Source organism: Mycobacterium sp. 1245805.9 (assembly GCF_001672915.1).
Taxonomy (GTDB): Bacteria; Actinomycetota; Actinomycetes; order Mycobacteriales; family Mycobacteriaceae; genus Mycobacterium.
In genome coordinates this window covers 13,835-39,742 of the sequence record NZ_LZKR01000226.1, presented here as the reverse complement: position 1 = coordinate 39,742, position 25,908 = coordinate 13,835, and the positions used below count along the sequence as shown (strand labels likewise).

Sequence of the window (25,908 nt, the reverse complement as noted above, 5' to 3'; positions counted from 1 at the left end):
TCAACCAATGTGGGTCACCGATTCTCGGACGGGGTGCCCGTTGTGCTGCACCGGCTCGTCGGCCGGCTCGGGGTGCAGCGCGATCTCGGAGGGCGCCTCGCTGATGCCGAACCGCTCGTGCAGCCACACCAAAGGCCTTGGCGCCCACCAGTTCCAGCGGCCCATCACGTGCATGAACGCCGGGACCAGGACCATCCGCACCAGGGTGGCGTCCGCGAACACCGCGAGCACCAGGCCGAGGCCGAACATCCGCATGAACGACACGTGCGCGGCGATCAGCGCGGCGAACGACATCGACATCACCAACGCGGCCGCGGTGATCACCCGTCCGGTGCGGGCGACGCCGTGCGCCACCGCTTCGTCGTTGGCGGCGTGCGCCTCTTTTCCGGTCGGGTTCGCCGGTCGGTACTCCAGCCAGTACTCCCGGATGCGGGAGATCAGGAACACCTCGTAGTCCATCGACAGCCCAAAGGCGATGCAGAACAACAACACTGGCATGTTCGCCACCAACGTCCCGCTGGGCGTGGTGCCCAGCGCGCCGAGGTGGCCGTCCTGGAAGATCCACACCAGCGCGCCGAACGCCGCGCTCAGCGACAGCACGTTGCACACCAACGCCTTCAGCGGCAGCACCACGCTGCCGGTGAGCAAGAACAGCAACACGAACGTGACGGCGGCCATCAGGCCCAGCACCAGCGGAAGGCGGTCGGTCACCGCGTCGACGCTGTCGCGGTTGACCTGCGCGACACCGCCCATTTCGACGGCGCGACCGCCGGGCCCCGGCACCTGGTGCAACCGCTTGAGCTGAGTGTCATTGGCAGAAGTGAACAGCGGCGCCGTGCTGTTGACGGTCAAAAACGCGCTGCCGTCGACCAATCCGGTTGCCGCGGCCGGTGGTCCCACCGGGTTTCCGTTCACGAAGGTCCCGCCCGGCGCCGAGACGCCCGACACGTCGGGAACCCGCGACAGCTCGGCGGCGTACTTGTCCAGATCCCCCGGGTTCAGTCCGCGGACGTCGCGGACGACGACGGGCACCGCCGTGGCGGAGTCGTGCGCAAACCCGGTGCGCAACTCGTCGCCGACCTGATGCGACGACGCCGACCGCGGCAGCACCCGGTCGTCGGGGAAGCCCCACTTGACCGAGAAGAACGGCAGCCCCAGCAACAGCAGCAGCGCCATGACGGCCAGGCCGATCGGCGCCCAGCGCCGCATCACGAACTTGCTCGACCGGTACCAGAACCACTGCTCGACCGGCCTGTGCAGGGGATCGGGCCGGCGCAGGGCGTGGCGGATCAGCCGCCGCACGTCCAGCGAGTCCAGCCGGTCGCCCAGCAGGACGATCGCGGCCGGGGTCACCACGATGGACGCGGTGGCGACGAACGCCACGGTGGCCACGCCGGCGTAGGCGAAGGACTTCAGGAAGTACATGGGGAACGCCACCGTCGCCGACATCGACAACGCCACGGTGACCGCGGAGAACAGGACCGTGCGGCCCGACGTGGCCATGGTCCGGATCAGCGCCTCGTTTCGGTCGCTGCCCTCGGCGAGCTCGTCGCGGTACCGGCTGACGATCAGCAAGGTGTAGTCGATCGCCAGCGCCAGGCCCAGGGCGGTGCTGAGGTTGAGCGCGAAGATCGACACCTCGGTGGTGAACGTGATCAGCCGCAGTACCGTCATCGAGCCGACGACGGCCAGCGCGCCGAGGGCCATCGGCAGCGCCGCCGCCAGCAGCCCACCGAACACCCAGATCAGGACCAGGAAGCTCAGCGGGAGCGCGATCATCTCCATGACCACGAGGTCTTCCTGGTTCTGCTTGTTGATCTGCGCGTACTGCATCGCCGGGCCGCCGGCGCGGACGGCGACACCGTCGCGGTCGTGGACGAACTGGTCCGCCAGCGTTTGGGCGTTGCTCTGCGCGAAGTTCTCGCCGCCCTTGAGGTTGACGACGATCAGCCCGGACTTGCCGTCCTTGCTGATCAGGTCGGCCGCCGCCTGCGGCGGTGCGGTCCAGGCCGAGGTCACGTTGTAAACCAGCGACGACCCGTGCAGGTCGTGGACGAGATCGGTGCCCACCTTGCGCGCCTGGTCGCTCTGGGCGCCTCCCGGCGCGGTCACCATGACCAGCATCTGCTGACCGCTCTGCCCGAACTTGTCGGTCAGGATCTGGATAGCGTGGGCGGATTCCGAGTTGGGATCCTGGAAGCCGCCGGGTGACAGGCTCTTGGCGACGGGGATGCCGAAGACGGCTGCGCCGATGAAGACCAGGATCGCGATCGCAATTATTCGTCGTGGTGCCGCTATGGCCAGTCGAGCGATCGCTTGCAGCATTTTCCCCGGTCCTCCCGCAGCCGTGCCGGTCACGCTGGGCCGCCACTGACTGGGCGGTAACTTATCAGCGATAACTGACAGGTGTCAAACAACACTATCCATAAACACGGCTCCCCGCGGGCGGATGGTTCAAACCGCCGGGAATCAGTTCCAACCGGCACCTACCCGCCGGAAACCTACCCGCCGGTAAATTGCCACCATTTTCCGAATCGTGACTCACGGATTCCTTAGAGGTGGCCCATACGCTCATAGTCATGTGGATCGACGACTCGAGTGCCGACGTCATCAAGGCTGACTTCGAGGCTCTCTACCACGGCGACGTGCTGGTGGAAGGCGAGACCTCCGAGCAGTTCGAAGACCAGCACACGCTGCCTACGGCAAGCTGACCGCCATGAGCGTGCTAGCACGGCTGCTGATGGCCGAACCCGCCATCACCCGATGGTTCCGTCGATAGCGACTGATACTTGCTTAAGACGAAAACCCCCCGCGCACCGCGGGGGGTTTTCGTTTCACCGCCTTAGCGCGGAGCCATGCGGATCGCGCCGTCCAGGCGGATGACTTCCCCGTTGAGCATCGGGTTCTCGACGATGTGCACCGCGAGCGCCCCGTACTCGTCGGGGTCACCGAGCCGGGCCGGGTGCGGCACCTGCTTGCCCAGCGACTTCTGCGCCTCCTCGGGCAACGAACCCAGCAGCGGGGTCTTGAACAACCCCGGCGCGATCGTCACCACCCGGATGAGCTCGCGCGACAGGTCCCGGGCGATCGGCAGCGTCATGCCGACCACCCCGCCCTTGGATGCCGAGTAGGCGGCCTGGCCGACCTGGCCCTCGAACGCCGCGACGGAGGCGGTGTTGATGATGACGCCGCGCTCCTCACCGAGCGGTTCGGTCTTGGCGATGCGCTCGGCCGCCAGGCGAAGCACGTTGAACGTGCCGATCAGGTTGACCTCGATCACCTTCTTGAAGCCGTCCAGCGGGAAGGGGCCGTCCTTGGACAGCGTCTTGATGGCGTTGCCGATGCCGGCGCAGTTGACGTCGATGCGCAGCGGGCCAAGCGATTCGGCCACGTCGAGCGCCTTGGTGACGGCGGCCTCGTCGGTGACATCGGTCTCGACGAAGCGGGCGCGCTCGCCCAGTTCGCGGACCGCCTCCTCGCCGCGCAGGTCCAGCACCACCACCTGCGCCCCGGCGTCGAGCAGCCGCTTGGTGGTGGCCAGCCCCAGCCCCGACGCTCCCCCGGTGACGACGGCTACGGCGTCCTTGATCTCCATGCGGTCCCTTCCCTCTTGTCCAGCCAACCAGTTGGTTGGCGACTATACCCAGTCCCTGAGCACCGCTTCGATGTCGGCCGTCGGCTCCGCCGGGCGCGGAACGTCCGGTGCGGTGCGGGAGAACCGCGGCGCCGGCAACGGCTGCAGGCCCCCGTTCACCTCGTAGAAGGTGTTGCGCTCGGTGATGTGCGGCTCGGTCTGCACCTCCCCGAAGGCCAGCACCGGCGTCACGCAGGCGTCCGAGTCGGCGAACACCTTGGCCCAGTGGTCGCGGTCGCGGCTGGCGAACGTCTCGGTCAGCACCGCCCGCAGCTCGGGCCAGCGGGCGGCGTCGTTCTGCGGCGGCAGGTTGGCGGCGTCCAGGCCCAGCCCGGCCAGCATCGCCGCGTAGAACTGCGGCTCGATGGCGCCGACGGCGACGTAGCGCCCATCGGCGCACTCGTAGGTGTCGTAGTACGGCGCGCCGCCGTCGAGCATGTTGGTCCCGCGCACGTCGGTCCACATGCCCGACGAGCGCATCTGCCACATCATCTGGATCAGCACGCTGGACCCGTCGACCATGGCGGCGTCGACGACCTGGCCCTTGCCGGAGCTCTGTCGCTCCCACAGCGCGGACAGGATGCCGACCAGCAGGAACATCGAGCCGCCGCCGAAGTCGCCAACCAAGTTCAGCGGCGGCACCGGCCGCTCGTTGGCCCGCCCGATGGCGTGCAGGATCCCGTTCAGCGAGATGTAGTTGATGTCGTGGCCCGCCTGCTGGCTGCGCGGGCCGGTCTGGCCCCAGCCGGTCATGCGGGCGTAGACCAGGCGCTGGTTGACCTTCGCGCAGTCCTCGGGGCCCAGCCCCAGCCGCTCGGTGACCCCGGGCCGGTAGCCCTCGATCAGCACGTCGGCCTTGGCGACCAGCCTGAGCACCAGGTCGCGTCCCTCGTCGGACTTCAGGTCGGCGGTCACCACGCGCCGGTTGCGGCTCATGGAGTCCTTGACGACCCCGCCCGGCGCCCCCGAGGGCCGGTCGACGCGGACCACGTCCGCGCCGAGGTCCCCGAGGATCATCGCGGCATGCGGGCCGGGCCCGATGCCGGACAACTCGACAACACGCAATCCCTGCAGCGGTCCCGCCATTGGTGCACCCGACCTTTCGTCCGCTCTGACGTCTTGTCGCATCTTCGCAGCCGCGCCCGGCGGCCGCGCACCCCGGTCACATATGGTGAGCCCCATGCCGGATTCTGGGATCGCCACGCTCGCCCCCGTCGCGGGACTCGACGTCACGCTGACCGACGGCGTGTTGTCGGTGACCATCAACCGCCCCGACAGCCTGAATTCCCTGACGATTCCGGTCATCACCGGTCTCGCCGACGCGATGGAACGGGCGGCCACCGACCCCGACGTCAGGGTGGTGCGCCTCGGCGGGGCGGGCCGCGGCTTCTGCTCCGGGGCAGGCATCAGCGCCGACGACATGTCGGGCAGCGGCGGCGTCCCGCCCGACGAGATCGTCCTGGAGATCAACCGGCTGGTGCGGGCCATCGCCGCGGTGCCGCACCCGGTGGTCGCCGTCGTGCAGGGACCGGCGGCCGGCGTGGGCGTGTCCCTCGCGCTGGCCTGTGACGTCGTATTGGCTTCCGACAAAGCGTTTTTCATGCTTGCCTTCACCAAGATCGGGTTGATGCCCGACGGTGGCGCGTCGGCGTTGATCGCCGCCGCGATCGGCCGGATCCGGGCGATGCAGATGGCGTTGCTGCCCGAACGATTGCCGGCCACCGAGGCCCTGTCCTGGGGACTGGTCACCGCCGTCTATCCGGCGGACGAGTTGGAGGCCGAGGCGGGCAAGGTGATCGCGAGGCTCTTGGCGGGCCCGGTGGTGGCGTTCGCCAAGACCAAGCAGGCGATCAACGCGGCCACGCTCACCGAGTTGGACCCGGCCCTGCAGCGCGAATACGAAGGGCAGTCGCGCCTGCTGGTGTCGCACGACTTCAAAGAGGGCACAACGGCTTTCCAGGAGCGCCGCGCTCCCGACTTCACCGACCGCTGACGGGCCGGCCGCTCACACTCCGAACAGCGGCGGCAGTGCGAGCACCATGATCAGGCCCCACACGAAATGAGTCAGCACCGGCGCCAGCACCCCGCCGCTGGCCCGGCGCTCGAGCGCGCACACCGTGCCCAGGATGACCGCGGCGAACCCCAGCATCGGGTTCCCGCTGGCCATGGTGGCGCAGGTATAGACCAGGGTCGAGACGAGAACCGGGTAGAAGCGGCCCAGCGCGGTGTAGAGCGCGCCGCGGAAGAAGATCTCCTCGGCCACGCCGTTGATCACGGTGATCGCCACGATGAACGGCAGATACCCGTGATGAGCGAACAGCAGCACCCGGGTGATCGGGACCGCGACCGCCGGTATCTCCCGCGCGACCAGTCCGCCGACGACGAAGGCGCCGCCTAGCAGCAAGCCGACGGTGGTCCCCGTGATGACGGGTCGTTGGTTGCGGCCGCGCCAGCAGATCCCGCCCAGATGCACTGGGCCCGAAAGCAATCCGCCGACGATCCACACCGCCGCCAGCGCCAGGGTCAGCCAGTAGAAGCTCGAGTCGCCCGGGTGGCGGCGCAACGACAACCCGAGCACCGCCGCGCCGATCACCAGCGTGATGGCGACGACGATGCGCCGGCGTCGCACCACACCGGGCGGTTCGTTATGGGGCACAGCGACATTGGTGATGGCGCGGCGCAGTTCGGCGGCGACGCTGGCGCGATACGGGGTGGTCGACTGGGTCATGCCGGGCGCACCTTCGCGTTGAGGGCGAGCATGATGTCGAGGCCGGTGCGCAGCGCGCCGGCCAACGGTCCGGGGACAAGGTTGACCAGCCGCAGCGTGGGCCGTGCGACGCGCGGGGTGACGGCGCGGGCGAGCCGGCGGATGCGCAGGGCGTCGCCGCCGGCCCACGCGGGGTCGCTGTCGGCCAGCTGGTGGGGATCGGTCAGGGCGTTGACGGGCCGGGGCCGGCGGTCGGACCGGTCCGCCAGCGCCAGGGCGATGGCGTCCTCGACGCCGAGCAGTCCGCCCGGCGGGTCGGGCACCCGGTCGCGCAGGCCGCTGACGGACGCGACCATCGGGTGGTCCAGCGACTCGACCAGGTCCGCGGCCAGCCCCGGGGGCACCGGCAGCGCGACCCCGGTAACCAGCGATGCCAACCCGGTGTCGACCCTGCCGACCGGCACGGCGGCGTGCCACCTGCCGGAGATTCGCGCGTATTTCCTGAGCAGCTCGCGGTAGGACGTCGTGGTGGGCCCCGAGATGTCGTAGGCGCCCGCGGGCACCCGATCGAGGTCCGCCGCGGCGACGAGATAGTGCAGGACATCGCGGATGGAGATCGGGTCGATCGGGTTGTCCATCCAGTTCGGTATCGGGATGAGCGGGAACCGGTCGCCCACGTAGCGCATCATCTCAAACGACGTCGAGCCGGCCCCGATGATCATCGCCGCGCCCAGCCACACCAGCTCCGGGCCGCCCTCGACCGTCAGGGCCTCGGCGACCTCGGCCCGGCTGGTCAGGTGCTCCGACAGCGCCTCGTCGGCGGGCACGAAGCCGCCGAGGTAGACGATGCGGCGCACACCGGCGTCTCCGGCCGCCACCGCGACGTGGCCGGCCGCCGCCTGGTCGGCGTCGCGGAAGCCGGGCTGACCGATGGCGTGCACCAGGTAATACAGCACGTCGATCGGGCCGGCCGCGTCCATCGCTTGTTGTACAGATGTTGGATTGGACGCATCGAGGGTGACGGGCACCACCTCGTCGAACCAACCTAAACGCTTGAGCCGCTCCGGGTTTCGGGTGGCGGCCACGACCTGATGGCCATCCCGCAACAGCGCTGTGACCAGGCGCGAGCCGACATAACCGGTGGCGCCGGTGACCAGAATCCGCATGCTTCCGACCCTACCGACGATGCCGGCCGGCCCGGGGCCACCGCACGCCACGGTCAATCATGGCGGGGTTTGAATGGTCCGCCGTGAAACGAATGGCTTCGTATTTCCAATACCGGCATCGACAATGCCCGCCTCGTCGCCGCGCTTATTCAACTCGGGTATAACATGTTTATTCAACTCGGGTATAAAAGGCCACAACACGGCGCGACTCGCGCAACGATCATTCCGGTGGCTTCGACGTCGTATCCGCTACGTGGCATTGCAGAACCGTTGTGCGCCTGCGTTTTTGGAGGCTAGCGGCGCTCGCATCCACAGAACGCGTCGATGCCTGACCTTGGCCGAACGCTGTGGCGTGCGGCACATATTGAACCCGTCGGACGACAGCAACGTGACCCCCACATGGAGGAGATAATCGGGGGTAATTCCGCACGGCAAAGATCGAGGACGCTCACAGCCGACGCGGTTCCGTCCGTCGCAGCAGTTTCAGTCAAGTTCCCACCAAATCGGTATTCGCAGGATGAAACCATCGGGGCGCTGACCGAGTTCGCCGGCCCGGAGTTCCGGCGGTTCGCGCAGACCAGCGGGGTCGAGTTCCGAAACATCGCGCTGCCGGTGTCGCGCTACGGCGAGTTGAGCGGCTTCACCGAGGCCAACGACACATACATCGAAATCGCCCTTGACCTGGCCGAACAGGCGCTACTCGAGGCGCTTGACCGGGCGAGAGTCAAGCCGTCGGACGTCGACGTCGTGTTTTCGACGACGGTCACCGGCCTTGCGGTGCCGTCACTCGAGGCCCGGCTGGCCTCCCGGGTGGGATTGCGCCAGGACGTCAAGCGCGTTCCGCTGTTCGGCCTTGGCTGTGTGGCCGGCGCGGCCGGCCTCGCGCGGGTGTACGACTACCTGCGGGCATACCCCGATCAGGTGGCCGTGCTGCTGGCGGTCGAACTGTGCTCGCTGACGGTCCAGCGCGAGGACAATTCGATCCCAAACCTGGTGGCTTCCAGCCTTTTTGGTGATGCCGCCGGCGTGGTCGTCGCGACGGGCGCCGACCGGGTGCGGGGCGGACCGAAGCTGCTGGCCACCCGCAGCCGGACCTACCCGGAAACCGAAGACGTGTTGGGCTGGAACATCGGCAGCAACGGGTTTCGGATCGTCCTGTCCGTCGAGATCGCGACCATCGTCGAGAAGTACCTGGGCGACGACATCCGCGATTTCCTCGCCGACCACGGGCTGAGCACTACGGACGTGTCGACGTGGTTGCTGCACGCCGCCGGTCCGAAGGTGATCGACGCGGTCGAAGACGTATTGGACCTTCCGGCGGACGCGTTCGATCGCACCAGAGATTCCTTGCGCGACAACGGAAACCTTTCGTCGGTTTCGGTACTTGATATACTCCACGCGACCATGGCCGACCCACCGCCGCCGGGCTCCATCGGGCTGATGATCGCGATGGGGCCGGGCTTTTCCGCCGAACTCGTCCTGCTGAGCTGGTAGGGCGCGATACCGCTATGTATTACTTGCTGATTCTCGCGGTGGGCGTCGAACGGCTCGCCGAGCTGGTGGTGGCCCAACGGAATGCGAAATGGTCTTTTGCCCAGGGCGGCAAGGAGTTTGGCCAGAGTCACTATCCGGTGATGGTCGTGCTGCACACGGGGCTGCTGCTCGGTTGCCTCATCGAACCCTGGGCGCTGCACCGGCCGTTCATCCCGTGGCTGGGCTGGCCGATGGTGGCCGTGCTGGCGGCCAGCCAGGGGCTGCGCTGGTGGTGCATCAGGACGCTGGGCCGGCGGTGGAACACCCGGGTGATCGTGTTGCCCTACGCGCCGCTGGTGGTCCGGGGCCCCTACCGCTGGCTGCACCACCCGAACTATGTGGCCGTGGTGGCCGAGGGATTCGCGCTGCCGCTGGTGCACACGGCGTGGCTGACGGCGATCGTCTTCACCCTGGCCAACGCGCTGCTGCTGCGGGTGCGGCTGCGGGTGGAGAACTCCGCCCTGGGATACGCATGAGCGGCTACGACTCCGACCTGCTGATCGTCGACGGCGCCCCCGGCGGCCTGGCCACGGCGTTACACGCTCGCCGCCAAGGGCTTTCGGTGATCGTGGCCGAGCCCCGCGAGGGCCCGATCGACAAGGCGTGCGGCGAGGGGCTGATGCCCGGCGGTTTGGCCGAGCTGACGTCGCTCGGCGTGGATCCGGCCGGGATGCCCTTCCGCGGGATCGCCTACGTGAACGAACAACGCCGGGCGGAGGCGTGGTTCCGCAGCGGGCCGGGCCGCGGCGTTCGGCGCACGACGCTGCACGCGGCGCTCGCGGCGCGGGCCAAAGAGGAAGACACCGAATGGATTCGGACCCGGGTGACCGACGTCGCGCAGGACGCGCACGGCGTCACGGCCGCGGGCGTGCGTGCCAAATGGTTGGTGGCGGCCGACGGACTGCATTCGCCGGTGCGGCGCGCCGTCGGCATCGAGACCCGGGCCGGGACGCCCCGGCGCCACGGCGTGCGGTGGCACTTCAAGGTGCCGGCGTGGTCGGAGTTCGTGGAGGTGCACTGGTCCCGCTGGGGTGAGGCCTACGTGACCCCGGTGGAGCCGGACCTGGTCGGCGTCGCGATCCTGTCCGGCGGGCGACCCGACCTGGCGTGGTTCCCCTGGCTGGCCCGCCACCTGGACGGCGCCGAGCGCGGGCACCCCCGCGGCTGCGGCCCGCTGCGCCAGGTGGTCTCCCGCCGCGTCGCGGGCCGAGTGCTGCTGGTGGGTGACGCGGCCGGCTACGAGGACGCCCTGACCGGCGAGGGCATCAGCCTCGCGGTCAAGCAGGCGGCCGCGGCGGTCGACGCCATCGCCAACGACGCCCCGTCGTCGTACGAGGCCGCGTGGCACCGGGTCACCCGCAACTACCGGCTGCTCACCCGGGCACTGGTGCTGGGCAGCGCGCCGCGCGTGGCCCGCCGCGCCATCGTCCCGGCCTGCACCCTGCTACCGGGCGTGTTCGACCGCGCGGTGAACACCCTCGCGCGCTAGCGCGGGCCTTTGACGCGCGAGCGGATTGTGTAGTCGCACAACGCCGAGCGTGAAGCCACGGCCAAAAATTGGCGGAAATCTCGCCATGACTTCACGCTCGGCGACGCGACGGTTGGGCGCTGTTGCGTTCGCGGACCCTTTAACGGGCCTTCCAGACCGGCTCCCGCTTCTCGGCGAACGCCAGGGGTCCTTCCTTGGCGTCCTCGGATCGGATCAGGGTCCGCATCTCGCGCACGGTGCGCTCCCAACCGGGTTCGTCGCCGACGATGACGCCGTCGTCGACCCCGTAGGCGATGCGCTTGCTGGCCTGCACCGACAGCGGCGCGTTGGCGGTCACCCGCCGCGCCAGTGCCAGCGCGGCATCCAAGACGGAGCCCTCGCTGACCACCTGGTTGATCAGGCCCCATTGCAAGGCGTCGGACGCGGTGATCGGCTCGCCGGTCAACAGCAGTTCCATCGCCACCTTGCGGGGCAGCTGGTCCATGATCCGGAAAACGCCGCCCGCGGCCGCGATCAGCCCGCGTTTGACCTCCGGCAACCCGAACGTGGCGCGCTCGTCGGCGACCACCAGGTCGCTGGCCAACGCGAGTTCGGTGCCACCGCCCAGCGCGGTGCCGTTGACCGCGGCGATCGTCGGCTTGTCGATGAAGTGGTGCACGTAGCCCGCGAAGCCCCACTCGCCGTGCTCGGGGTGGTACAGGTTCTCCCGGCGCGAGATCGCCTTGAGGTCCGCGCCGGCGCAGAACGACTTGTCCCCGGCGCCAGTGATCACCACCGCCCGCACTCCCGCGTCGTGCTGCGCCTGCTCCAGCGCATCCCCGACGCCGATGCTGACGGCCGCGTTGACCGCGTTGCGGGCCTCCGGCCGGTTGATGGTTATCACCATCACGTTGCCGCGGTGTTCGACCAGCGCACCCGGCTGGCCGTTACCGCTGTCGGTCACAGCAGTTCCACGATGGTGGCGTTGGCCTGGCCGCCGCCCTCGCACATCGTCTGCAGGCCGTAGCGAATTCCCTTGTCGCGCATGTGGTACAGCAGCGTGGTCATCAGCCGCGCCCCCGAGCCGCCGAGCGGGTGGCCCAGCGCGATGGCACCGCCGTTGGGGTTGAGCTTCTTCTCGTCGGCGCCGATGTCCTTCAGCCACGCCAGCGGGACGGGGGCGAACGCCTCGTTGACCTCGTAGGCCCCGATGTCGCCGATCGAGAGGCCCGATTTCTTCAGCGCCTTCTGCGTCGCCGGGATGGGCGCGGTCAGCATGATCACCGGGTCGGCGCCGGCCAGTACCGCGGTGTGCACCTTGGCAATTGGGGTCAGGCCCAGTTCCTTGGCCTTCTCGGCGGACATGAACAGGATGGCGGCCGAACCGTCGGTGATCTGCGAGGAGTTGCCGGCGTGGATCACGCCGTCCTCCTTGAACGCGGGCTTCAGCGACGCCATCTTTTCCATCGGGGTGCCGCGGCGGATGCCCTCGTCCTTGAGCACGACGTTGCCGTCCTGGTCCTTGATGCCAACGATCTGGTCATCGAACGCGCCGGAATCCTGTGCGGCGGCGGCCTTTTCGTGCGATCCGAGGGAGAACTCGTCGAGCGCGAGCCGGTCGAAGCCCCACTGCTCGGCGATCATCTCGGCGCCGATGCCCTGGTTCGGCGTGCGGTGGTAGCGGTCCTTGAAGGCCTGGGGGTACGGGTTGCCGCCGTTGGCCAGCGACGATCCCATCGGAGTCCGCGACATCGACTCGACACCGCCGGCGACGACGACGTCGTAGTGCCCGGCCACCACGCCGGCCGCGGCGAAATGGATGGACTGTTGGCTCGATCCGCATTGGCGGTCGACGGTCACGCCCGGGACGGTCTCGGGCCAGCCGGCCGCCAGCACCGCGGTGCGGGCGATGTCGATGGCCTGTTCGCCGGCCTGGCTGACGCAGCCCCAGATGACGTCGTCGACGAGCCCGGGGTCGATGCCGGCCTTGTCGACCAGCCCGTTGAGGACCTGCGCGGACAGGTCGGCCGAGTGCACACCGGACAGCCCGCCGTTGCGCTTCCCGAGCGGGGATCGGACGGCCTCGACGATGACGGCTTCAGCCATGGTGGTGTCTCCTTTGACTTGGGGTCTGCGTCGATTGTCAACCAAGGGGTTGGACGGTCGAGGGGCGGGGTCATTTCTGGCCTATCGCCGGCCCGACAGCAGCCGGCGGGCTAGTAGCGGTAGCCCCGGGCCGCCGAGAAGGTGCAGGAGTGCGGGGCGCCCGCTGACGGCCATCATCAAGGCGGCGGCCGGGCCGTGGACTTCGGTTCCCCTTCCCCACGCCCGATCAATGTCGTTGGCATACAACGAGATGCCCCAGAGCCGGCCCAGCGGCACGAAGCCAAGGGGCCATGGTCCGGTCAAGAAATCCAGTGCCAGCGCCGCCAGCGCCGGGTCGGGCTCGAACGGCAGGTCGAGCGGAATCCTGATATCGCCGCTATGCACCAAGATATCGGCGAGCGGGTCGAGCGGCCCGAACAGCGGTGGGCTCAATGGATGATCGGCACGCTCGCGAAGGGTCGCGGCGAGGTCGGCCGCCGGCAGCCGCGCGCGGCGGCGCGCCAGCTCGTCGATCGCCCGGGCCATACCGCCACGGCGCGCGGCGGTTCCCATGAACACCCAGAAACTGTCGACGAAGACGCTGACCAGGTGTGCGGCCACGGTCTTGATGTCCCAGCCGGCGCACAGACTCGGCGCTGCCAGCTGCTCATCGTCCAGTCCGTCGATCAGGGTCGCGATCTGCCGTCGTTCGTTCGCGACGGCGGCGAAGACATGCTCGCGGTCGACTCGCACCAGGAGCATACTAGGTCGGAACATATATTTGGTTCAAGCCATGTGCGGTCATCGAAGTGCGAGGCGGGGACGTGAAGCGGCTCAACGGCATGGACGCGATGCTGCTGTACAGCGAGACGCCGAACCTGCACACGCACACCCTGAAGGTGGCGATCATCGCCGACCGCGCCTTCACCTTCGACGTGTTCCGCCACACGCTGCTTCGACGGCTACACCGACTGGATCCCTTGCGGTACAAGCTCGTTGACATTCCCTGGCGACTGCACCATCCGATGTGGCTGGAGAACTGCGAAGTCGACCTCGACTACCATCTGCGGCAAGTGCGGGTGCCCGCACCCGGTGGGCGCCGCGAGCTCGACCGGCTGATCGGCGACATCGCCAGCACCCCGCTGGATCGCAGCCGCCCGCTGTGGGAGTTCCACTTCGCCGAGGGCATGGCCGATCACAAGGTCGCCCTCATCGGCAAGCTCCACCATGCGCTGGCCGACGGGGTGGCGTCGGCGAATCTGCTGGCCCGGGTCATGGACCTGGACGGGGGGCCCCAGGACGAACGCGACAACGACACGACCTGCGTGCCGCCGTCGGCGGCGGAGCTTCTCCGCGCCGCTGGGCGGGACCACGCGCAGCAGCTCGCCGCCCTGCCCGGGGTGATCGCCGACGCGCTTTCAGGGGCGCGCCGGGTGCGGCGGCGCGCCCGCGACCGAGGCGAGCAGCCGGACCTCGCCAAGCTGCTGCAGGCGCCCGCGACGTTCATGAATCACGTTGTCTCACCGGCGCGGACGTTCGCGACGGCGACGGTGTCGCTGGCACAGGTGAAGGCGACCAGCAAGCACCTAGGGATCACCGTCAATGACCTGGTGATGGCAATGACCGCCGGCGCGCTCCGCGAATTGCTGCTGCGCTACGACGGCAGCGCGGACCGACCGATCGTGGCCTCCGTGCCGGCGAGCACGGACAGGTCTCCGGACCGCATCAGCGGGAACGAGCTCGGCGGCATGGCGGTATCGCTGCCGACGCACATCGGCGACCCGCTCGAGCGGGTGCGGCTGACCTCGCTGGCCACGGCGATCGCCAAGGAAAACAACGAACTCTTCGGCCCCGAGTTGTACGAAAAGTTGATCACCTATCTGCCGCCGTTCGCGGCTCCCCCAGCGTTCAGATGGTTGGCCCGCCGGGACGCCCGCAACAAACTGTTCAACCTCCCGGTCTCCAATGTCGCAGGGCCCCGCGTGCGGGGTCACCTCGCCGGTGCCACGGTCAGCGAAATTTATTCGGCCGGTCCGCTGATCCCCGCGTGTGGCATCAACATCACCGTGTGGAGCTACGTCGACCAGCTCAATGTCTCGGTCATCGCCGACGACCGCACCGTCGCCGACACTCACGAGGTGACCGACGCCATGGTTCGCGCGTTCTCCGAAATCCGCACCGCTGCCGGGCTTTCCGGCGAGCTTACAGCGGTTGAGGGCGCGATGCCCTAACCCAGGACGGGGAAGCGCCGCTCGCGGGCCAGCCGGTCGAGCGCCGCCTGCATCACCGAACGGACGCGCGCGTCGACGTCGGCGACGTCGGGCCGGTCGCCGAATTGGGCGAAGATGTCGATCGGTTCCAGAACGTCGGCGACGATCTTGGTCGGCAACGGCAAGTTGGGCGGCATGATCACGCTCAGCCCGAACGGAACGCCCACAGTTATGGGGAGGATGTCCGATCGCCACCGCGTCAGGCCCAACCGTTTGGCCAGCCAGGTCCCGCGGGTCAAAAACAGCTGGCTTTCCTGCGCGCCGATGGACACCGCCGGCACGATGGGCACACCGGCGTCGATCGCGGACCTGACATAGCCGGTGCGCCCATTGAAGTCGACCACGTTCTCGGCCAGCGTCGGTCGGTACGCGTCGTAGATCCCGCCGGGAAACACCAGCACTACGCCGCCCGACCGGAGCGCCTCGGCGGTGTTCTCCGGGGTGGCGCGGATGACGCCCAGTCGGGCCAGCCAGCCCGCCAGCGGTCCGGCGAACATCCCGTCGTGACCGAGCGTGTAGAGCGGGCGACGGTAGCCGAACCTGCGGTAGAACGCCGCGGCGAAGATCAGCACATCGGGGGTCAGCATGCCGCCCGAGTGGTTGGACACCATCAGCGCCCCGCCGTCGGTCGGCAGCGAGTCCAGCCCGCGCACCTCGAAGCGAAACCACCGCCGCGCAATCGGTTCCGCCGCCCCGATCAAGCGCTCGGTGAGGCGGGGGTCCCACTCGGTGATCTGGCTGAGGCTCACGTTATCGGGCTGAATCCCAGGTGCAGCTCGGTGAGGCCACGCATCTGCCAGGTCGGTTCGTAGCTGTAGCGGCGGGCATCCGGCGGGCCGTGCCGCTCCTCGAGAACGGTGATATCCGACATGCGGTGGAGGATGCGGTTGAGGGAAATTCGCCCCTCGGCGCGCGCCAGCGGAGCGCCGGGGCAGGAGTGGTTGCCGCGCCCGAACGCAATGTGTTCGCGAACGTTCGCGCGGTCGACGCGGAACGCGTTGGGATCGACGAACTTTCGTTCGTCGCGATTGCTCGCGCCGGGCAGAAGCATCACGGTGGTGCCGGCCGGAATCTTTGTATCGCCGATCGACGTCGATGTGCGCGCCATGCGGAAGTGACACTTGACCGGGCTTTCGGTGCGCAGCGTCTCCTCGACGAAAGCGGGTATTTTGCCGCGGTCCTCGCGAAGGGACGCTTGAATTTCGGGGTGTTCGGCGATCATCCGCACGCCGAAGCTGAGCAATTTCGTGGTGGTTTCCTGGCCCGCCGCGAACAGGAACGTGGCGAGCCGCACGACGTCGATGACCTCGGGCGTCGAGCCGTCGGGATACTTCGCCTTGGCCAGCTCGGTCAGCACGTCGGCCCGTGGCTCGCGCCGGCGCTCGGTGATGTGGGTGGTGAACTTCCCCTCGAGGTACTCCAGCGGATTGTGCGCGCGTGTGAGCGAATCGTCCTCGATCCCGCCGACCACCTGGCCGGAGAACACGGCGCCGAACTCCTCGTGATCTTCGGGCGGCACCCCCAGCAGGTCGGCGATCACCAACCCGGAGAAGGGTCGCGCGTAATCATCGAGGAACTCGCACTTGCCGCGGGACACGAACTCGTCGAGCTGCTCATCGGCGAGCCGCCACATGAAGTCTTCATTTTCCTTGAGCCGCTTGGGCGTCAGCAGTCGACTCAGCAGTCCCCGGGTCCGCGTGTGCTCGGGAGGATCCTGCGTGACGATGTGTTCGCTCATCGGGATCTGGGAACGGAATTGCTCGATCAGCGCACCGATGTCGTCACCAGCGGGCTCGAACGGCAACCCGGAAAACGGGCCTGCGACCGAAACACACGAGGAAAACGCCGGGTCCTTGTACACGGCGAGGGCCTCCTCGTGGCCCGTGATGGCCACCACGCCCAGCTCGGGCCGCGACATAACCGGGCAGCGGGAGCGCAGATACTCGAAATACGGGTATGGGTCGGGGATCAGCGACGCGTCGGTGAAGAAGTCGACCGATTCGTAATCACTCACAGGAATATCGCCGTCCGTCGTCCCTCATTACCCCCACCCACGCTCCCCACGCGCCGCAGTACCCAATCTAGAGCGGAACAAACTTTAGGTCAAGACGCGGGCCGGCGTTGGGCCGCAGCCAGTTACGGACCGCGCCGCAAGATCGCGCCGAAATTGCCGCCGTGGTCGTGATCCGCCTGATCACAGCCCTGACGGCAATCTCGGCGCCATGAGCGCTCATTCGGGCCCCTGGCCCGCGTTGCCTCAGCCGGCGGGGTACGCGACCGACTTGATCTCGGTGTACTGGTCGAAGCCGGCGACGCCGTTCTGGCGGCCCACCCCGCTGTACTTGTAACCGCCAAACGGCGTGTCGGCGCCGTACGGGGCACCGCCGTTGACGCCCATGAACCCCGCCCGGATCCGGCGGGCCACCGCCAGCGAACGCTCCAGCGAGCCCGACATCACGTTGCCCGCCAGCCCGTACTTGCTGTCGTTGGCGATCCGGATCGCGTCCTCCTCGTCGTCGTACGGGATGACCGCGAGCACGGGACCGAAGATTTCCTCCTGCGCGATCGTCATGGAATTGTCGACATCGGTGAAAAGCGTTGGCCTGACATAGAATCCCTTGTCGAAGCCGGTGGGCGCGTCCGGGCCGCCGACCAACGCGGTGGCGCCCTCCTCGATGCCCTTGCGGATGTAGCCCATCACGCGGTTGCGCTGCACCTCCGAAATCACCGGCCCGCACAGGGTTCCGGGATCCTGCGGATCGCCGCACGTGACGTTCTCGTAGATGCTCTTGAGGATCGCGACGCCCTCGTCGTAACGGGACCGCGGCAACAGCATCCGGGTGGGGTTGGCGCAGCCCTGCCCGGCGTGCATGCAGGGCGCGATGCCGATCGCGCACGCGGCGCCGAAGTCGGCGTCCTCCAAGACGATCGTCGCCGACTTGCCGCCGAGCTCCAGGAACAGCCGCTTCATCGTCGCGGCACCCTTTTCCATGATCCGCTGGCCGACCACGGTGGAACCGGTAAACGAGATCAGGTCGACCTTCGGCGACAGCGTGAGTTCCTCGCCGACAAAGTGATCCGACGCCGTCACGACGTTGACGACGCCGGCGGGAATGTCGGTCTTCTCGGCAATCAGCCTGCCGAGCCGGGTCGCGTTGAACGGCGTGTTGGGCGCCGGCTTGAGCACCACGGTGTTGCCGGTGCCCAGCGCCTGGCCGAGCTTGTTGAGGGTGACCTCGAACGGGAAGTTCCACGGCACGATCGCGCCGACCACGCCCACGGGTTCGCGCCAGACCTTGCGGGTGGTCAGCGTGCCGGTCAGGCTGATCACCTTGTCACCGAGGTCGGTCTCCCAGGCGTACTCGTCGATCAACCTGGCGGGGTACTTCAATCCGTCTTCGAGTGGGGCGTCCAACTGGGGGCCGAAGGTGATCGCCCGCGGCGAGCCGACCTCGAGGATGAGCTCCTCGCGCAGCTCCTCCTTCTCCGATTCGATCGCCTCGTGCAGCTGCAACAGGCAGCGCTTGCGCAGCTCTTTGTTGGTCGACCAGTCCGTCTCGTCGAAGGCGCGCCGCGCGGCGTCGATCGCCCGGTGCATGTCCTCCTTCGACGCGTCCGCGACCTCGCCGAGCGGCTCCTCGGTCGCGGGGTTGATGTTGGTGAAGGTGCCCGCCTGGCCCTCGACGAGCTTGCCGTCGATCATCATCTTCGGCTCGAAACGGACCTTTACAGCCTCAGTCATGTTTGTCACTCTCTTCTGAGTCGTTGAAGGGCTACGGAGAGCCTTACTGGAAACTAGCCGATTGGCAAGCGGCAACCTCTGAGGGGGCTCGCTATTGGGCGTCGAATAGCACCGGTACCGACGTCGGCGACCGGAAAACCTGCCCGCGGATGTGCGGGTCGTCCCCGTCGGGATCCAGCCGTAGATTCGGCAGCCGGTCCAGCAGAAGGTTAATGGCGGTGCGCATCTCCAGCCGCGCCAGATGCATGCCGAGGCAGACGTGCACGCCATGCCCCCAGCCCAGATGCGCCCGGGCCTCCCGGTGGATGTCGAACCTGTTCGGATCGGGATAGCGATCCTCTTGCCGGTTCGCCGAACCGAGCATCGGCATGACCGTCGCCCCGGCCGGGATCGCCACGCCGCCGAGTTCGGTGTCGCGAGTCGCCACCCGGGTGATCGTCAACAACGGTGATTCCCACCGCACACCCTCCTCGATCGCCTGTGGCAGCAGCGATCGATCCGCGCGGATGGCATCCAATTGCGCCGGGTCGGACAGCAAGGCCAGCAGCAGGCTGCCCAGCGCCCGATAGGTCGTCTCAACCCCGGCTGGGAGCAGGAGGCGCAGGAACGAATAGATCTCCTCGTCCGACAGCTTCTCCCCGTCGATCTCGGCCGCACCCAGCGCGCTGATCAGGTCGTCCCTCGGCTCGGCCCGGCGGGCCTCGAGTATCGGCGCAAAGTAATCGCACAGCGCAGCCGAGGCTGCAAGCCCGCGTTCCGGGTTCATCAGCCAACTCAACAACGAAATCGACCACCGCTGGAATTGCGGATAATCCTTTTCCGGCAAGCCCAGCAGGCCCGCGATGATCTGGCTCGGGTAGTCGAAGGTGAACTCCTTGACCAGGTCTGCCTTGCCGTTGGGTGCAAAGTTGTCGATCAATCCGTTCGCCACGCGGCCGACCAACTCGTCCTGCCAGCGCGCCAATGACTTCTGCGAGAACGCCTTTGACACCAATGAACGCAGCCGGCCGTGGATCGGCTCGTCCATGCCGAGCATCACACCTTCCCCAAGCACGGGGCCGAACGCAGCGATGACGGCTGCCGAGGAAAACGTCTCGTTGTCGCGCAGCATCTGCTGGATGTCCTCGTGGCGATACACGATGAACATCGGCAGGCCTTCCTCGTGGGGAAGCGCTCCCGACGTCTCGAGCCGCTGCACCGGTTCTTCACGGCGCAGCCGCGCCAATTCGGTGTACGGGTCTCGCACGTCACCGGAGATGGCGTCGTCGAAGGCGCCGAAGTCCTCCAGGTCGTCGAAAAGCTGTTCCATTACTGCTCCCCTGTTCTTTGTCGTCTCGCGGCAAGGCGCTGCAGCACCGGCTGCGGAAGAACACGCGCCGCCAACACCATCGCTCGCTGGGGCCAAGTCAACGGCCATGCCCCGCCCCGCATCGCGCCCTGTCTGGGAAGGCCCAGCACGATCCGCGAAAGGTGGTGCATGCCGGAAGCCGGAAGGATCCTGTTGGCCGCCAACAGCATCGAGGAGTCAGCGCCCACACCGCGGCGCCGGAACGCACCCCGGTCGGCCAGCGCCTTGAGCAGTCCGTCGGTGAAGCGCTCGGGTGGCCGGGCGAAACTGATCGCGAACCGCCCGCGAGTGTTCATCGTGTTGTGCAGCCGGGCGTACGGGCCGCCGAAGTCGCGGTTGTCGGTGGTGCCCGCGTCTGTGATGATCTCGGTGTCGTACATGCCGGCCACCAAGACGGTGACTCCGAGACCGAACGGAGCGACCTCGCCCGCCATCGACTCGCCCCACCGCTCCAACGCTCCCTTGGCCGCGGCGTACGGCGCGGTCCCCGGTTGACCGCGGACGCCGGCCGCGCTGGATACCAGGACGATGCGCCCCTCCCCCGCCGCCCGCATCGACGGCAGCAGCGCCTGGGTGAGCGCGACGGGACCCATGACGGTGGTCCCGAACATCCTCTGCCACAACGCCATATCGGTTTCCTCCACCACCCCTGCGGCGGAGATCCCGGCGTTGTGCACGAGCGCGTAGGGGGCGCCGACGGCTTCCTCGATCGCCTTGGCGGCTGCCGAGATCGACGCGGAATCCAACAGGTCGAGCTGCACACCGATCAGGCGGTCGTCGTCGTCCCGGGCCCCGGTCGCCTCGCGCAGGGACGCCATTGCGCGGTCGGGCGTGCGCATGGCCGCGACCACGCGCCACCCCTCGCGGTACAGCCGCACCGCCGAGGCGAACCCCAGCCCGCGGGACGCGCCCGTGATGACGACGCTGCGAGGCTCAGCCATTCTTGCCCGGGGTCGCACAGGCGCCCTGCCCGGGCGGCGGCGGTTCGACGTGCGGGCGCCCGTTCGGCTCCCCACTCGCCCAGGTGGACCAGATGCCGACCGAGTAGGGGCCCTGAGCGCCCGCCTTTTCGTAATACCCTTGCGGGTCATACACTTTCGCCTCCGGATACGGCCACGGGCAGGCCACCGAGGTCGCGGCGTGGCTGGCCTTGATGGCCCAGAACCAGGCGCCGTAGGCGAAGTAGGACACGTTGATGATGGCGAACATCACCAGGAACGTGCCCAGCACCGGACGGCTCGGGAAGATCCTGGCCTTCGCAGCCAGCTTCTCCGCCACGGATTTCCCGGTGTCGTCGCGATAGCAGAGTATCGCCGCGGGCACCATCACGAACGTCACTGAGAACGACTCCCAGATCAGCGGGAACTGGAAGGTGGTGCCGGTGAACACCGAGCCCCACGGAATAACCTGCGAATAGATGTACATGCCCCAGTGGATGAGGGTGTTCTCCAAAAACGCATCCATGACGAAGCCGATCACCATGGTGACCAGGCCCAGGCAAACCAAGGGGTGTCGCGACACGAAAGCCTCGGGCCCGTATTTGGCCTGTAGCTTCCGCAGAATCCAGACCGCCGGGAAGTAAGGGCCGAAGTAGAACATGACGTAGCCGAACACCACGAACGGTTCGACCGTTGGCGACAACGAGACGAGCGGCCAAGACTCCGGCCAGTGAACGAGGTCGGGGTTGTAGACCGCGAACGGCGACCAGTTCATGATCGGGTCCTGCCACACGATCAGCGTGGTGCACAGGAACATCAACATCACCGGGCTGCCCGGATTGCGCCGCCAGCCCCTGATGAACACCAACAGCAGCACGATCAGCGCCACCACGGTGGCCCAGTCCAGGAATCCGATGTAGTCGAGCCCGAACGTGAATTTCACCGGACGCGGCCGGCCCTGCACGTTTGGGTTGGCGACGCGCGGGTCGAGGGCGACCCGACAGTTCGCGATGAAGAACAGCACGAACGCCGCCAGCGCGGCGCCGGCGATCCACCCTCCCCAGCCGCGCTTCTCAGGGCGCGCCGCCGGCTTCTCGTCCGCGGCAAGCGGTATGGACTGTTCCGTCGACATCAGCCGTCCTCTCCGAAGCGGTCGACCAGGTGCGAATTGGTGCCGTCGGCGTCGAGGGTCCGCGCCACCAGATAGCCGGCGCCCATCCAGGCGCGCCGCGTCCACTTGCCGAACGACACCCGGGTGCCGGGCGCGCCCGAGGCGGCGGGCATCATCTTCACCCGCTCCAGCGCCTCCTTGACGCCGCGCGGGCTGAGCGGGTGAGCATCGGCAAATGCGCGCACGAGTGTGGCGGCGACGTCGCGGTTGACCACCGAGACGCAATACTCGGGACGGCTGCCCTCGTACTTGGCGGCGTAGCGGTCGAGGAAGTCCTGGCCGACGCGATTCGCCTCGTCGTACTGGTCGACCCCAATCCAACCCATGAACGCGTTCCACATGATCGGGTTCACCCACGCGTTCTGGAAGGCCGTGGTCGTGAAGCGCGGCGGGTCCCAATCGACCGCCTCGAGCGCCGGGTTGATGAACACGATCCCGAAGCCGAAGCCCAGATGCACGATCGCCTCGGCCTTCGCGTCGTGCAGCGTGCGCACCGCCTCGTTGATGTCCTGAGCGGTCTGCGCGATCGCCGCCTCGGCGACGATGCGAATCCCCTTGCGGCGACACGCGCTTCGCAAGTTCTTGAGATAGCTCTCGCCGATCAGGTTCTGCTCGACCAGTACCCCGATCTCGGAGAGCCCGCGCTTGGCGACGAGGTCCGCGATGAAGATCGGCTCGTCGGTCATCGAACCCTGCGGGAACGAGAACGTCCATTCGCCCAGCCAGTCATCGGTGCCGGTGACGCTGATCGCGGGCACCTTGAACCGCTCCTCGATCGCCTCGCGGGTGGGCACGCAGTTGTCGGTGATGTGCGGCCCGAACACCACCAGGCAGCCCTCGTCGACGAGCGCCCCGAAGGCGTCGATCACCGCCTTGACCGACCCCTTGGGCAACCCCTCCACCTCGCGGTAGATCATCTGCACCGGACGATCGATCACGCCCTGTTCCCGGGCCTCCTCGAAGACGAGGTCGAAGCACCGCGTGAAACTCGCCAGCAATTCCTCGGGGAATCCCGGTGGCAGCGTGAAGTCCATCAGGTAACCAACCTTGATCGGTTCTGCGCTGCTTTCGTAGGACATCTGACCTCCAGGACGACCGAGTCACGTGCGCGATCGTAAACCTAATATTTGTTCTGACCCTAGCCCCGGCCGTATGCAGCGTCAATCATGGCGCCCGTTCGGGCGCGCCCAGATAGATGTCGATCATCTCGGCGAGGCCCTGCCCCACCGCGACGTCGTCGGTGAGCGGGCCCGCGATCGCGGCGCGGGCCGCCTCCCTCATCGTCAGGCCCTCCGCCACCAGCCTGGCCGCCGCGATCAGCACGCGCGTCGATGCCACCTCGCGCAGCCCGCCGGTTTCCAGTCGGCGGATGGCCTGCCCGAACCGCACCAGCTCGGCCGCCGTGGCGGCGTCCACGCCGGCCTCGTGCGCGATGATCGACTCCTCGACATCGGCTGCGGGAAAGCCGAATTCGATGGCGACCATACGCTGGCGCGTCGAGTCCTTGAGGTCCTTGAGCACGCTTTGATAGCCGGGATTGTAGGACACCACCAGGCCGAATCCGGGCGCCGCGTCCAACGTGACCCCGAGGCGTTCGATGGGCAGCTGGCGCCGGTGGTCGGCGAGCGGGTGCAGCACCACGGTGGTGTCCTGCCGCGCCTCCACCACCTCGTCGAGATAGCAGATCGCCCCCTCGCGCACCGCACGGGTCAGCGGTCCGTCCACCCACACCGTCTCGTCGCCCTGCAACAGGTACCGGCCGACGAGGTCCGCGGTGGTCAGGTCGTCATGGCAGGCGACGGTGATCAGCGGCCGGCCGAGGTCGTAGGCCATCGCCTCGACGAATCGCGTCTTGCCGCAACCCGTCGGCCCCTTCAGGAGGAGCGACAGTCCCTGGCGGTACGCCGCCTTGAAGACGGCCTCTTCGCCGCCGATCGCCTGGTAGTAGGGCCGGGCTTCTATCTCTCCGTCCGTTTCGGACGGTGCGCCGTTCCGGTGCGTGAGACCGGCCTCGTTGGTCATGGCTTCCCTTCCGCCAGTTGGTTGGAGCCTATCCGGAACAGATGTTTGTTTCAACGAGCGGGCGCGCTCGCGGTCGTCCGGCGGCGCACCTCGGCCGAGCGCAGCGCGGACCGGAACAGCGGTCCGATGACACCGGCGAGTTGATCCGGGCGCGCGATCGTCGCGTGCGCGGTGCTGCCGAACACCCTGCGCAGCGACGCCACGTCGGTCCCGGCGCCGATGGTCAGGCACACGCAGCCGGTGCCGCGCCGGCGGGCTTCGGCCAAGGCGCGGCGGGCGTCCGCGGCGCCGTAGGGTCGCTCGTACCCGTGGTCGTACGCGAGCCCGTCGGACAGCACCACCAGCAGCCGCCGTGACGTACCGCCGCGCGCCTCGAGGACCGCCGCACCGTGGCGGATGGCCGCGCCGAGGCGGGAGAACGCGCCGGGTTCCAGGCTGTTGAGCCGCCTCATGACCAGGGAGTCGAGGTGGTCGTCGAATCGCTTGACGGGCATCATGCTCACCGCGCGCCGGCCCTGCGAGTAATAGGCGTACAGCGCGACGCGGTCGCCGAGGTCATGGAGCGCGACGGCGAGGTTGGCGGCCGCGGCACGCTGTTGCTCGTGCACCGTCCGCCCCACCGTGCCGGGTTCCGCCGCCGACCCCGACACGTCGAGCAGCAGCAACACCGACAGGTCGCGCCGGCGGCGCAGGCTGTCGAGGTAGACCGCCTCGTCGGGCACCGAGCCGGCCAGCACCTCGACGCGGGCCTCCACCGCCGCGTCGATGTCGATGTCGTCGCCCTGCGACTGGCGGTGGCGCCGGTGCAGACCCATCCCGAGCCGCGACAACGGGCGCCGCACGCCGATGGCGGCTTCGATGGCCTGAGTCGCCGAGGCCTTAATCGTCGGCTCGACCTCGCGGACCGTGCACCATGCGGGCCGATAGCTCTTGCGCGCGAAGTCCCATTCTGGATAGCTCACACCGTCGGTGGGTTTAGCTCCGTCGTCGTCGACGTCCTCGGCCGATGTAGACGCCAGCGACGCGACGGCGTGTAGGCCGCGGTTCGCGGAATTCGTCCGGTGCGTACGGGTATCCGCGCCGGGCGGTCCGCCCCCGCTGCCGGTCTTACGCGCGGACGACAGCATTTTCTTCAACCACTTGCCGATGAAGCCGCCCCCGCCGACGGGGCTGCTGAACAGGTCCGGGTCGTCGGAGTCGTCGACCTGCGCGTCGTCCAGTTCGGCGAGTTGCCGCGCCTGGCCGCGCGGGACGTGCTGCGGGTTGGCCTCTTCTTGTTTGGCCGCCCGCGAGGACACCGCCAACACCTTGGCCGCGCGGATCACGCCGAACTCCGGCGCCGGGTCGTCGACCGCCGCCCGCCCCTCGGCGATCCGCAGCGACGCTGCAGGCGAGTCGGTGCGGCTCGCGATGTCACGGTCTCCCAACGCCAGGCTGCCCGGCAACACGGCGGCGTTGGCGACGAGCGCGCGGTGGCCCTCGACCGTCAGGTAGCGCCTGGCCAGCCGGGGGCGACGCACCAGGGAACGCACGACGTCGGGCTCCAGGCTGCCGGCCGCGATCATCGAGGCCTGCACGGCGATCGCGTTGACAGCCCGCGCGGCATCGACGTGGATCGTCTGGCCGTCCGTCCACGCGGGTTCACCCGGTCGCAGTTCGGCGACCGCCACGGCCCGGCCCGCGAGCGCGGACGCGAACATGCCGAGGGCCTGCAATCGCGTGTCGTTTGCCATCGACCCCCGCATCAACCGAGCGTTATTGACCAAATATCTGTTCCAGCGTAGGGTCCGGTTCCACCTGCGGTCAATCGCGCCAGGGGTCGGT

General features: G+C 68.1%; 23 protein-coding genes. 6 read left to right on the top strand and 17 right to left on the bottom strand.

What is annotated here, in order from left to right; all coding sequences use genetic code 11:
* Window positions 1-2,325, bottom strand: coding sequence for an MMPL family transporter (locus tag A9X00_RS29260; RefSeq protein WP_067161955.1), 2,325 nt, complete (start codon window positions 2,323-2,325; stop codon window positions 1-3).
* 254 nt (window positions 2,326-2,579) lie between these two features.
* On the opposite strand from A9X00_RS29260, the gene A9X00_RS32435 reads away from it, so the two are divergent.
* Window positions 2,580-2,711: a hypothetical protein gene (locus tag A9X00_RS32435; RefSeq protein ID WP_142282293.1), complete on the top strand. Its 132-nt coding sequence runs from the start codon at window positions 2,580-2,582 to the stop codon at window positions 2,709-2,711.
* A gap of 131 nt (window positions 2,712-2,842) precedes the next feature.
* Here the strand turns inward: A9X00_RS32435 and A9X00_RS29255 are convergent, their stop codons facing one another.
* Window positions 2,843-3,595: a 3-hydroxyacyl-CoA dehydrogenase gene (locus tag A9X00_RS29255; RefSeq protein WP_067161952.1), complete on the bottom strand. Its 753-nt coding sequence runs from the start codon at window positions 3,593-3,595 to the stop codon at window positions 2,843-2,845.
* Window positions 3,596-3,637: 42 nt separating this feature from the next.
* On the bottom strand, window positions 3,638-4,720 hold the full coding sequence (locus A9X00_RS29250) for a CaiB/BaiF CoA-transferase family protein (RefSeq protein ID WP_067161949.1): 1,083 nt from the start codon (window positions 4,718-4,720) through the stop codon (window positions 3,638-3,640).
* 94 nt (window positions 4,721-4,814) lie between these two features.
* On the opposite strand from A9X00_RS29250, the gene A9X00_RS29245 reads away from it, so the two are divergent.
* Window positions 4,815-5,627: an enoyl-CoA hydratase gene (locus tag A9X00_RS29245; protein ID WP_067161994.1), complete on the top strand. Its 813-nt coding sequence runs from the start codon at window positions 4,815-4,817 to the stop codon at window positions 5,625-5,627.
* A 12-nt stretch (window positions 5,628-5,639) separates the two neighbouring features.
* On the opposite strand, the gene A9X00_RS29240 is transcribed toward A9X00_RS29245, so the two are convergent.
* Together A9X00_RS29240 and A9X00_RS29235 are read right to left on the bottom strand one after the other, a co-directional pair.
* Window positions 5,640-6,362: a CPBP family intramembrane glutamic endopeptidase gene (locus A9X00_RS29240; protein ID WP_067161947.1), complete on the bottom strand. Its 723-nt coding sequence runs from the start codon at window positions 6,360-6,362 to the stop codon at window positions 5,640-5,642.
* Complete coding sequence (locus A9X00_RS29235; RefSeq protein WP_067161944.1) at window positions 6,359-7,507, bottom strand: NAD(P)H-binding protein; 1,149 nt, start codon at window positions 7,505-7,507, stop codon at window positions 6,359-6,361. The genes A9X00_RS29240 and A9X00_RS29235 overlap by 4 nt, the downstream gene beginning before the upstream one ends.
* A gap of 399 nt (window positions 7,508-7,906) precedes the next feature.
* Between A9X00_RS29235 and A9X00_RS29230 the strand changes: the two genes are divergently transcribed.
* Genes A9X00_RS29230 through A9X00_RS29220 form a run of 3 tightly spaced genes read left to right on the top strand, consistent with a single transcriptional unit; the run spans window position 7,907 to window position 10,529 of the window.
* The gene (locus tag A9X00_RS29230; RefSeq protein ID WP_067161941.1) at window positions 7,907-9,001 is read left to right on the top strand and encodes a type III polyketide synthase; all 1,095 of its coding nucleotides are present in this window, start codon (window positions 7,907-7,909) and stop codon (window positions 8,999-9,001) included.
* Between the two features lie 14 nt (window positions 9,002-9,015).
* A complete protein-coding gene (locus tag A9X00_RS29225) occupies window positions 9,016-9,516 on the top strand; it encodes an isoprenylcysteine carboxyl methyltransferase family protein (RefSeq protein ID WP_067161938.1) in 501 nt (166 codons plus the stop codon).
* Window positions 9,513-10,529, top strand: a complete 1,017-nt coding sequence (locus A9X00_RS29220) for an NAD(P)/FAD-dependent oxidoreductase (RefSeq protein ID WP_067161935.1) — start codon at window positions 9,513-9,515, stop codon at window positions 10,527-10,529. Before A9X00_RS29225 ends, A9X00_RS29220 begins: the two co-directional genes overlap by 4 nt.
* A gap of 139 nt (window positions 10,530-10,668) precedes the next feature.
* Here A9X00_RS29220 and A9X00_RS29215 read toward each other — a convergent pair whose 3' ends face one another.
* From A9X00_RS29215 to A9X00_RS29205, 3 genes are all read right to left on the bottom strand, one after another.
* Window positions 10,669-11,415: an enoyl-CoA hydratase-related protein gene (locus tag A9X00_RS29215; RefSeq protein ID WP_369830805.1), complete on the bottom strand. Its 747-nt coding sequence runs from the start codon at window positions 11,413-11,415 to the stop codon at window positions 10,669-10,671.
* A 53-nt stretch (window positions 11,416-11,468) separates the two neighbouring features.
* Complete coding sequence (locus A9X00_RS29210; protein ID WP_067161930.1) at window positions 11,469-12,614, bottom strand: thiolase family protein; 1,146 nt, start codon at window positions 12,612-12,614, stop codon at window positions 11,469-11,471.
* Window positions 12,615-12,695: 81 nt separating this feature from the next.
* Complete coding sequence (locus A9X00_RS29205) at window positions 12,696-13,355, bottom strand: maleylpyruvate isomerase family mycothiol-dependent enzyme (RefSeq protein ID WP_067161927.1); 660 nt, start codon at window positions 13,353-13,355, stop codon at window positions 12,696-12,698.
* Between the two features lie 62 nt (window positions 13,356-13,417).
* Between A9X00_RS29205 and A9X00_RS29200 the strand changes: the two genes are divergently transcribed.
* Window positions 13,418-14,824: a wax ester/triacylglycerol synthase family O-acyltransferase gene (locus A9X00_RS29200; protein ID WP_067161924.1), complete on the top strand. Its 1,407-nt coding sequence runs from the start codon at window positions 13,418-13,420 to the stop codon at window positions 14,822-14,824.
* On the opposite strand, the gene A9X00_RS29195 is transcribed toward A9X00_RS29200, so the two are convergent.
* The 9 genes from A9X00_RS29195 to A9X00_RS29155 form a co-directional block, all read right to left on the bottom strand.
* Window positions 14,821-15,627: a lysophospholipid acyltransferase family protein gene (locus A9X00_RS29195; RefSeq protein WP_067161991.1), complete on the bottom strand. Its 807-nt coding sequence runs from the start codon at window positions 15,625-15,627 to the stop codon at window positions 14,821-14,823. The genes A9X00_RS29200 and A9X00_RS29195 overlap by 4 nt on opposite strands.
* Complete coding sequence (locus A9X00_RS29190; RefSeq protein ID WP_067161921.1) at window positions 15,609-16,877, bottom strand: cytochrome P450; 1,269 nt, start codon at window positions 16,875-16,877, stop codon at window positions 15,609-15,611. The genes A9X00_RS29195 and A9X00_RS29190 overlap by 19 nt, the downstream gene beginning before the upstream one ends.
* Before the next feature lie 243 nt (window positions 16,878-17,120).
* Window positions 17,121-18,605 (bottom strand): aldehyde dehydrogenase family protein, encoded by a 1,485-nt coding sequence (locus A9X00_RS29185; protein WP_067161919.1) that lies wholly within the window; start codon window positions 18,603-18,605, stop codon window positions 17,121-17,123.
* Window positions 18,606-18,696: 91 nt separating this feature from the next.
* Window positions 18,697-19,914: a cytochrome P450 gene (locus tag A9X00_RS29180; RefSeq protein ID WP_067161916.1), complete on the bottom strand. Its 1,218-nt coding sequence runs from the start codon at window positions 19,912-19,914 to the stop codon at window positions 18,697-18,699.
* Complete coding sequence (locus tag A9X00_RS29175) at window positions 19,914-20,894, bottom strand: SDR family NAD(P)-dependent oxidoreductase (RefSeq protein ID WP_067161913.1); 981 nt, start codon at window positions 20,892-20,894, stop codon at window positions 19,914-19,916. Before A9X00_RS29175 ends, A9X00_RS29180 begins: the two co-directional genes overlap by 1 nt.
* Entirely contained in the window at window positions 20,887-22,023 is a 1,137-nt protein-coding gene (locus A9X00_RS29170; RefSeq protein WP_067161911.1) for a spirocyclase AveC family protein, read from the bottom strand. Before A9X00_RS29170 ends, A9X00_RS29175 begins: the two co-directional genes overlap by 8 nt.
* Window positions 22,023-23,141 carry an ABC transporter substrate-binding protein gene (locus A9X00_RS29165; protein ID WP_067161908.1) on the bottom strand — a complete coding sequence of 373 codons (1,119 nt, stop codon included), beginning with the start codon at window positions 23,139-23,141 and terminating at the stop codon, window positions 22,023-22,025. Before A9X00_RS29165 ends, A9X00_RS29170 begins: the two co-directional genes overlap by 1 nt.
* An 85-nt stretch (window positions 23,142-23,226) precedes the next feature.
* Window positions 23,227-24,084 carry a CbbQ/NirQ/NorQ/GpvN family protein gene (locus A9X00_RS29160; protein ID WP_067161905.1) on the bottom strand — a complete coding sequence of 286 codons (858 nt, stop codon included), beginning with the start codon at window positions 24,082-24,084 and terminating at the stop codon, window positions 23,227-23,229.
* A gap of 50 nt (window positions 24,085-24,134) precedes the next feature.
* Window positions 24,135-25,817 (bottom strand): nitric oxide reductase activation protein NorD, encoded by a 1,683-nt coding sequence (locus A9X00_RS29155; protein WP_067161902.1) that lies wholly within the window; start codon window positions 25,815-25,817, stop codon window positions 24,135-24,137.
* Window positions 25,818-25,908 lie beyond the last annotated feature (91 nt).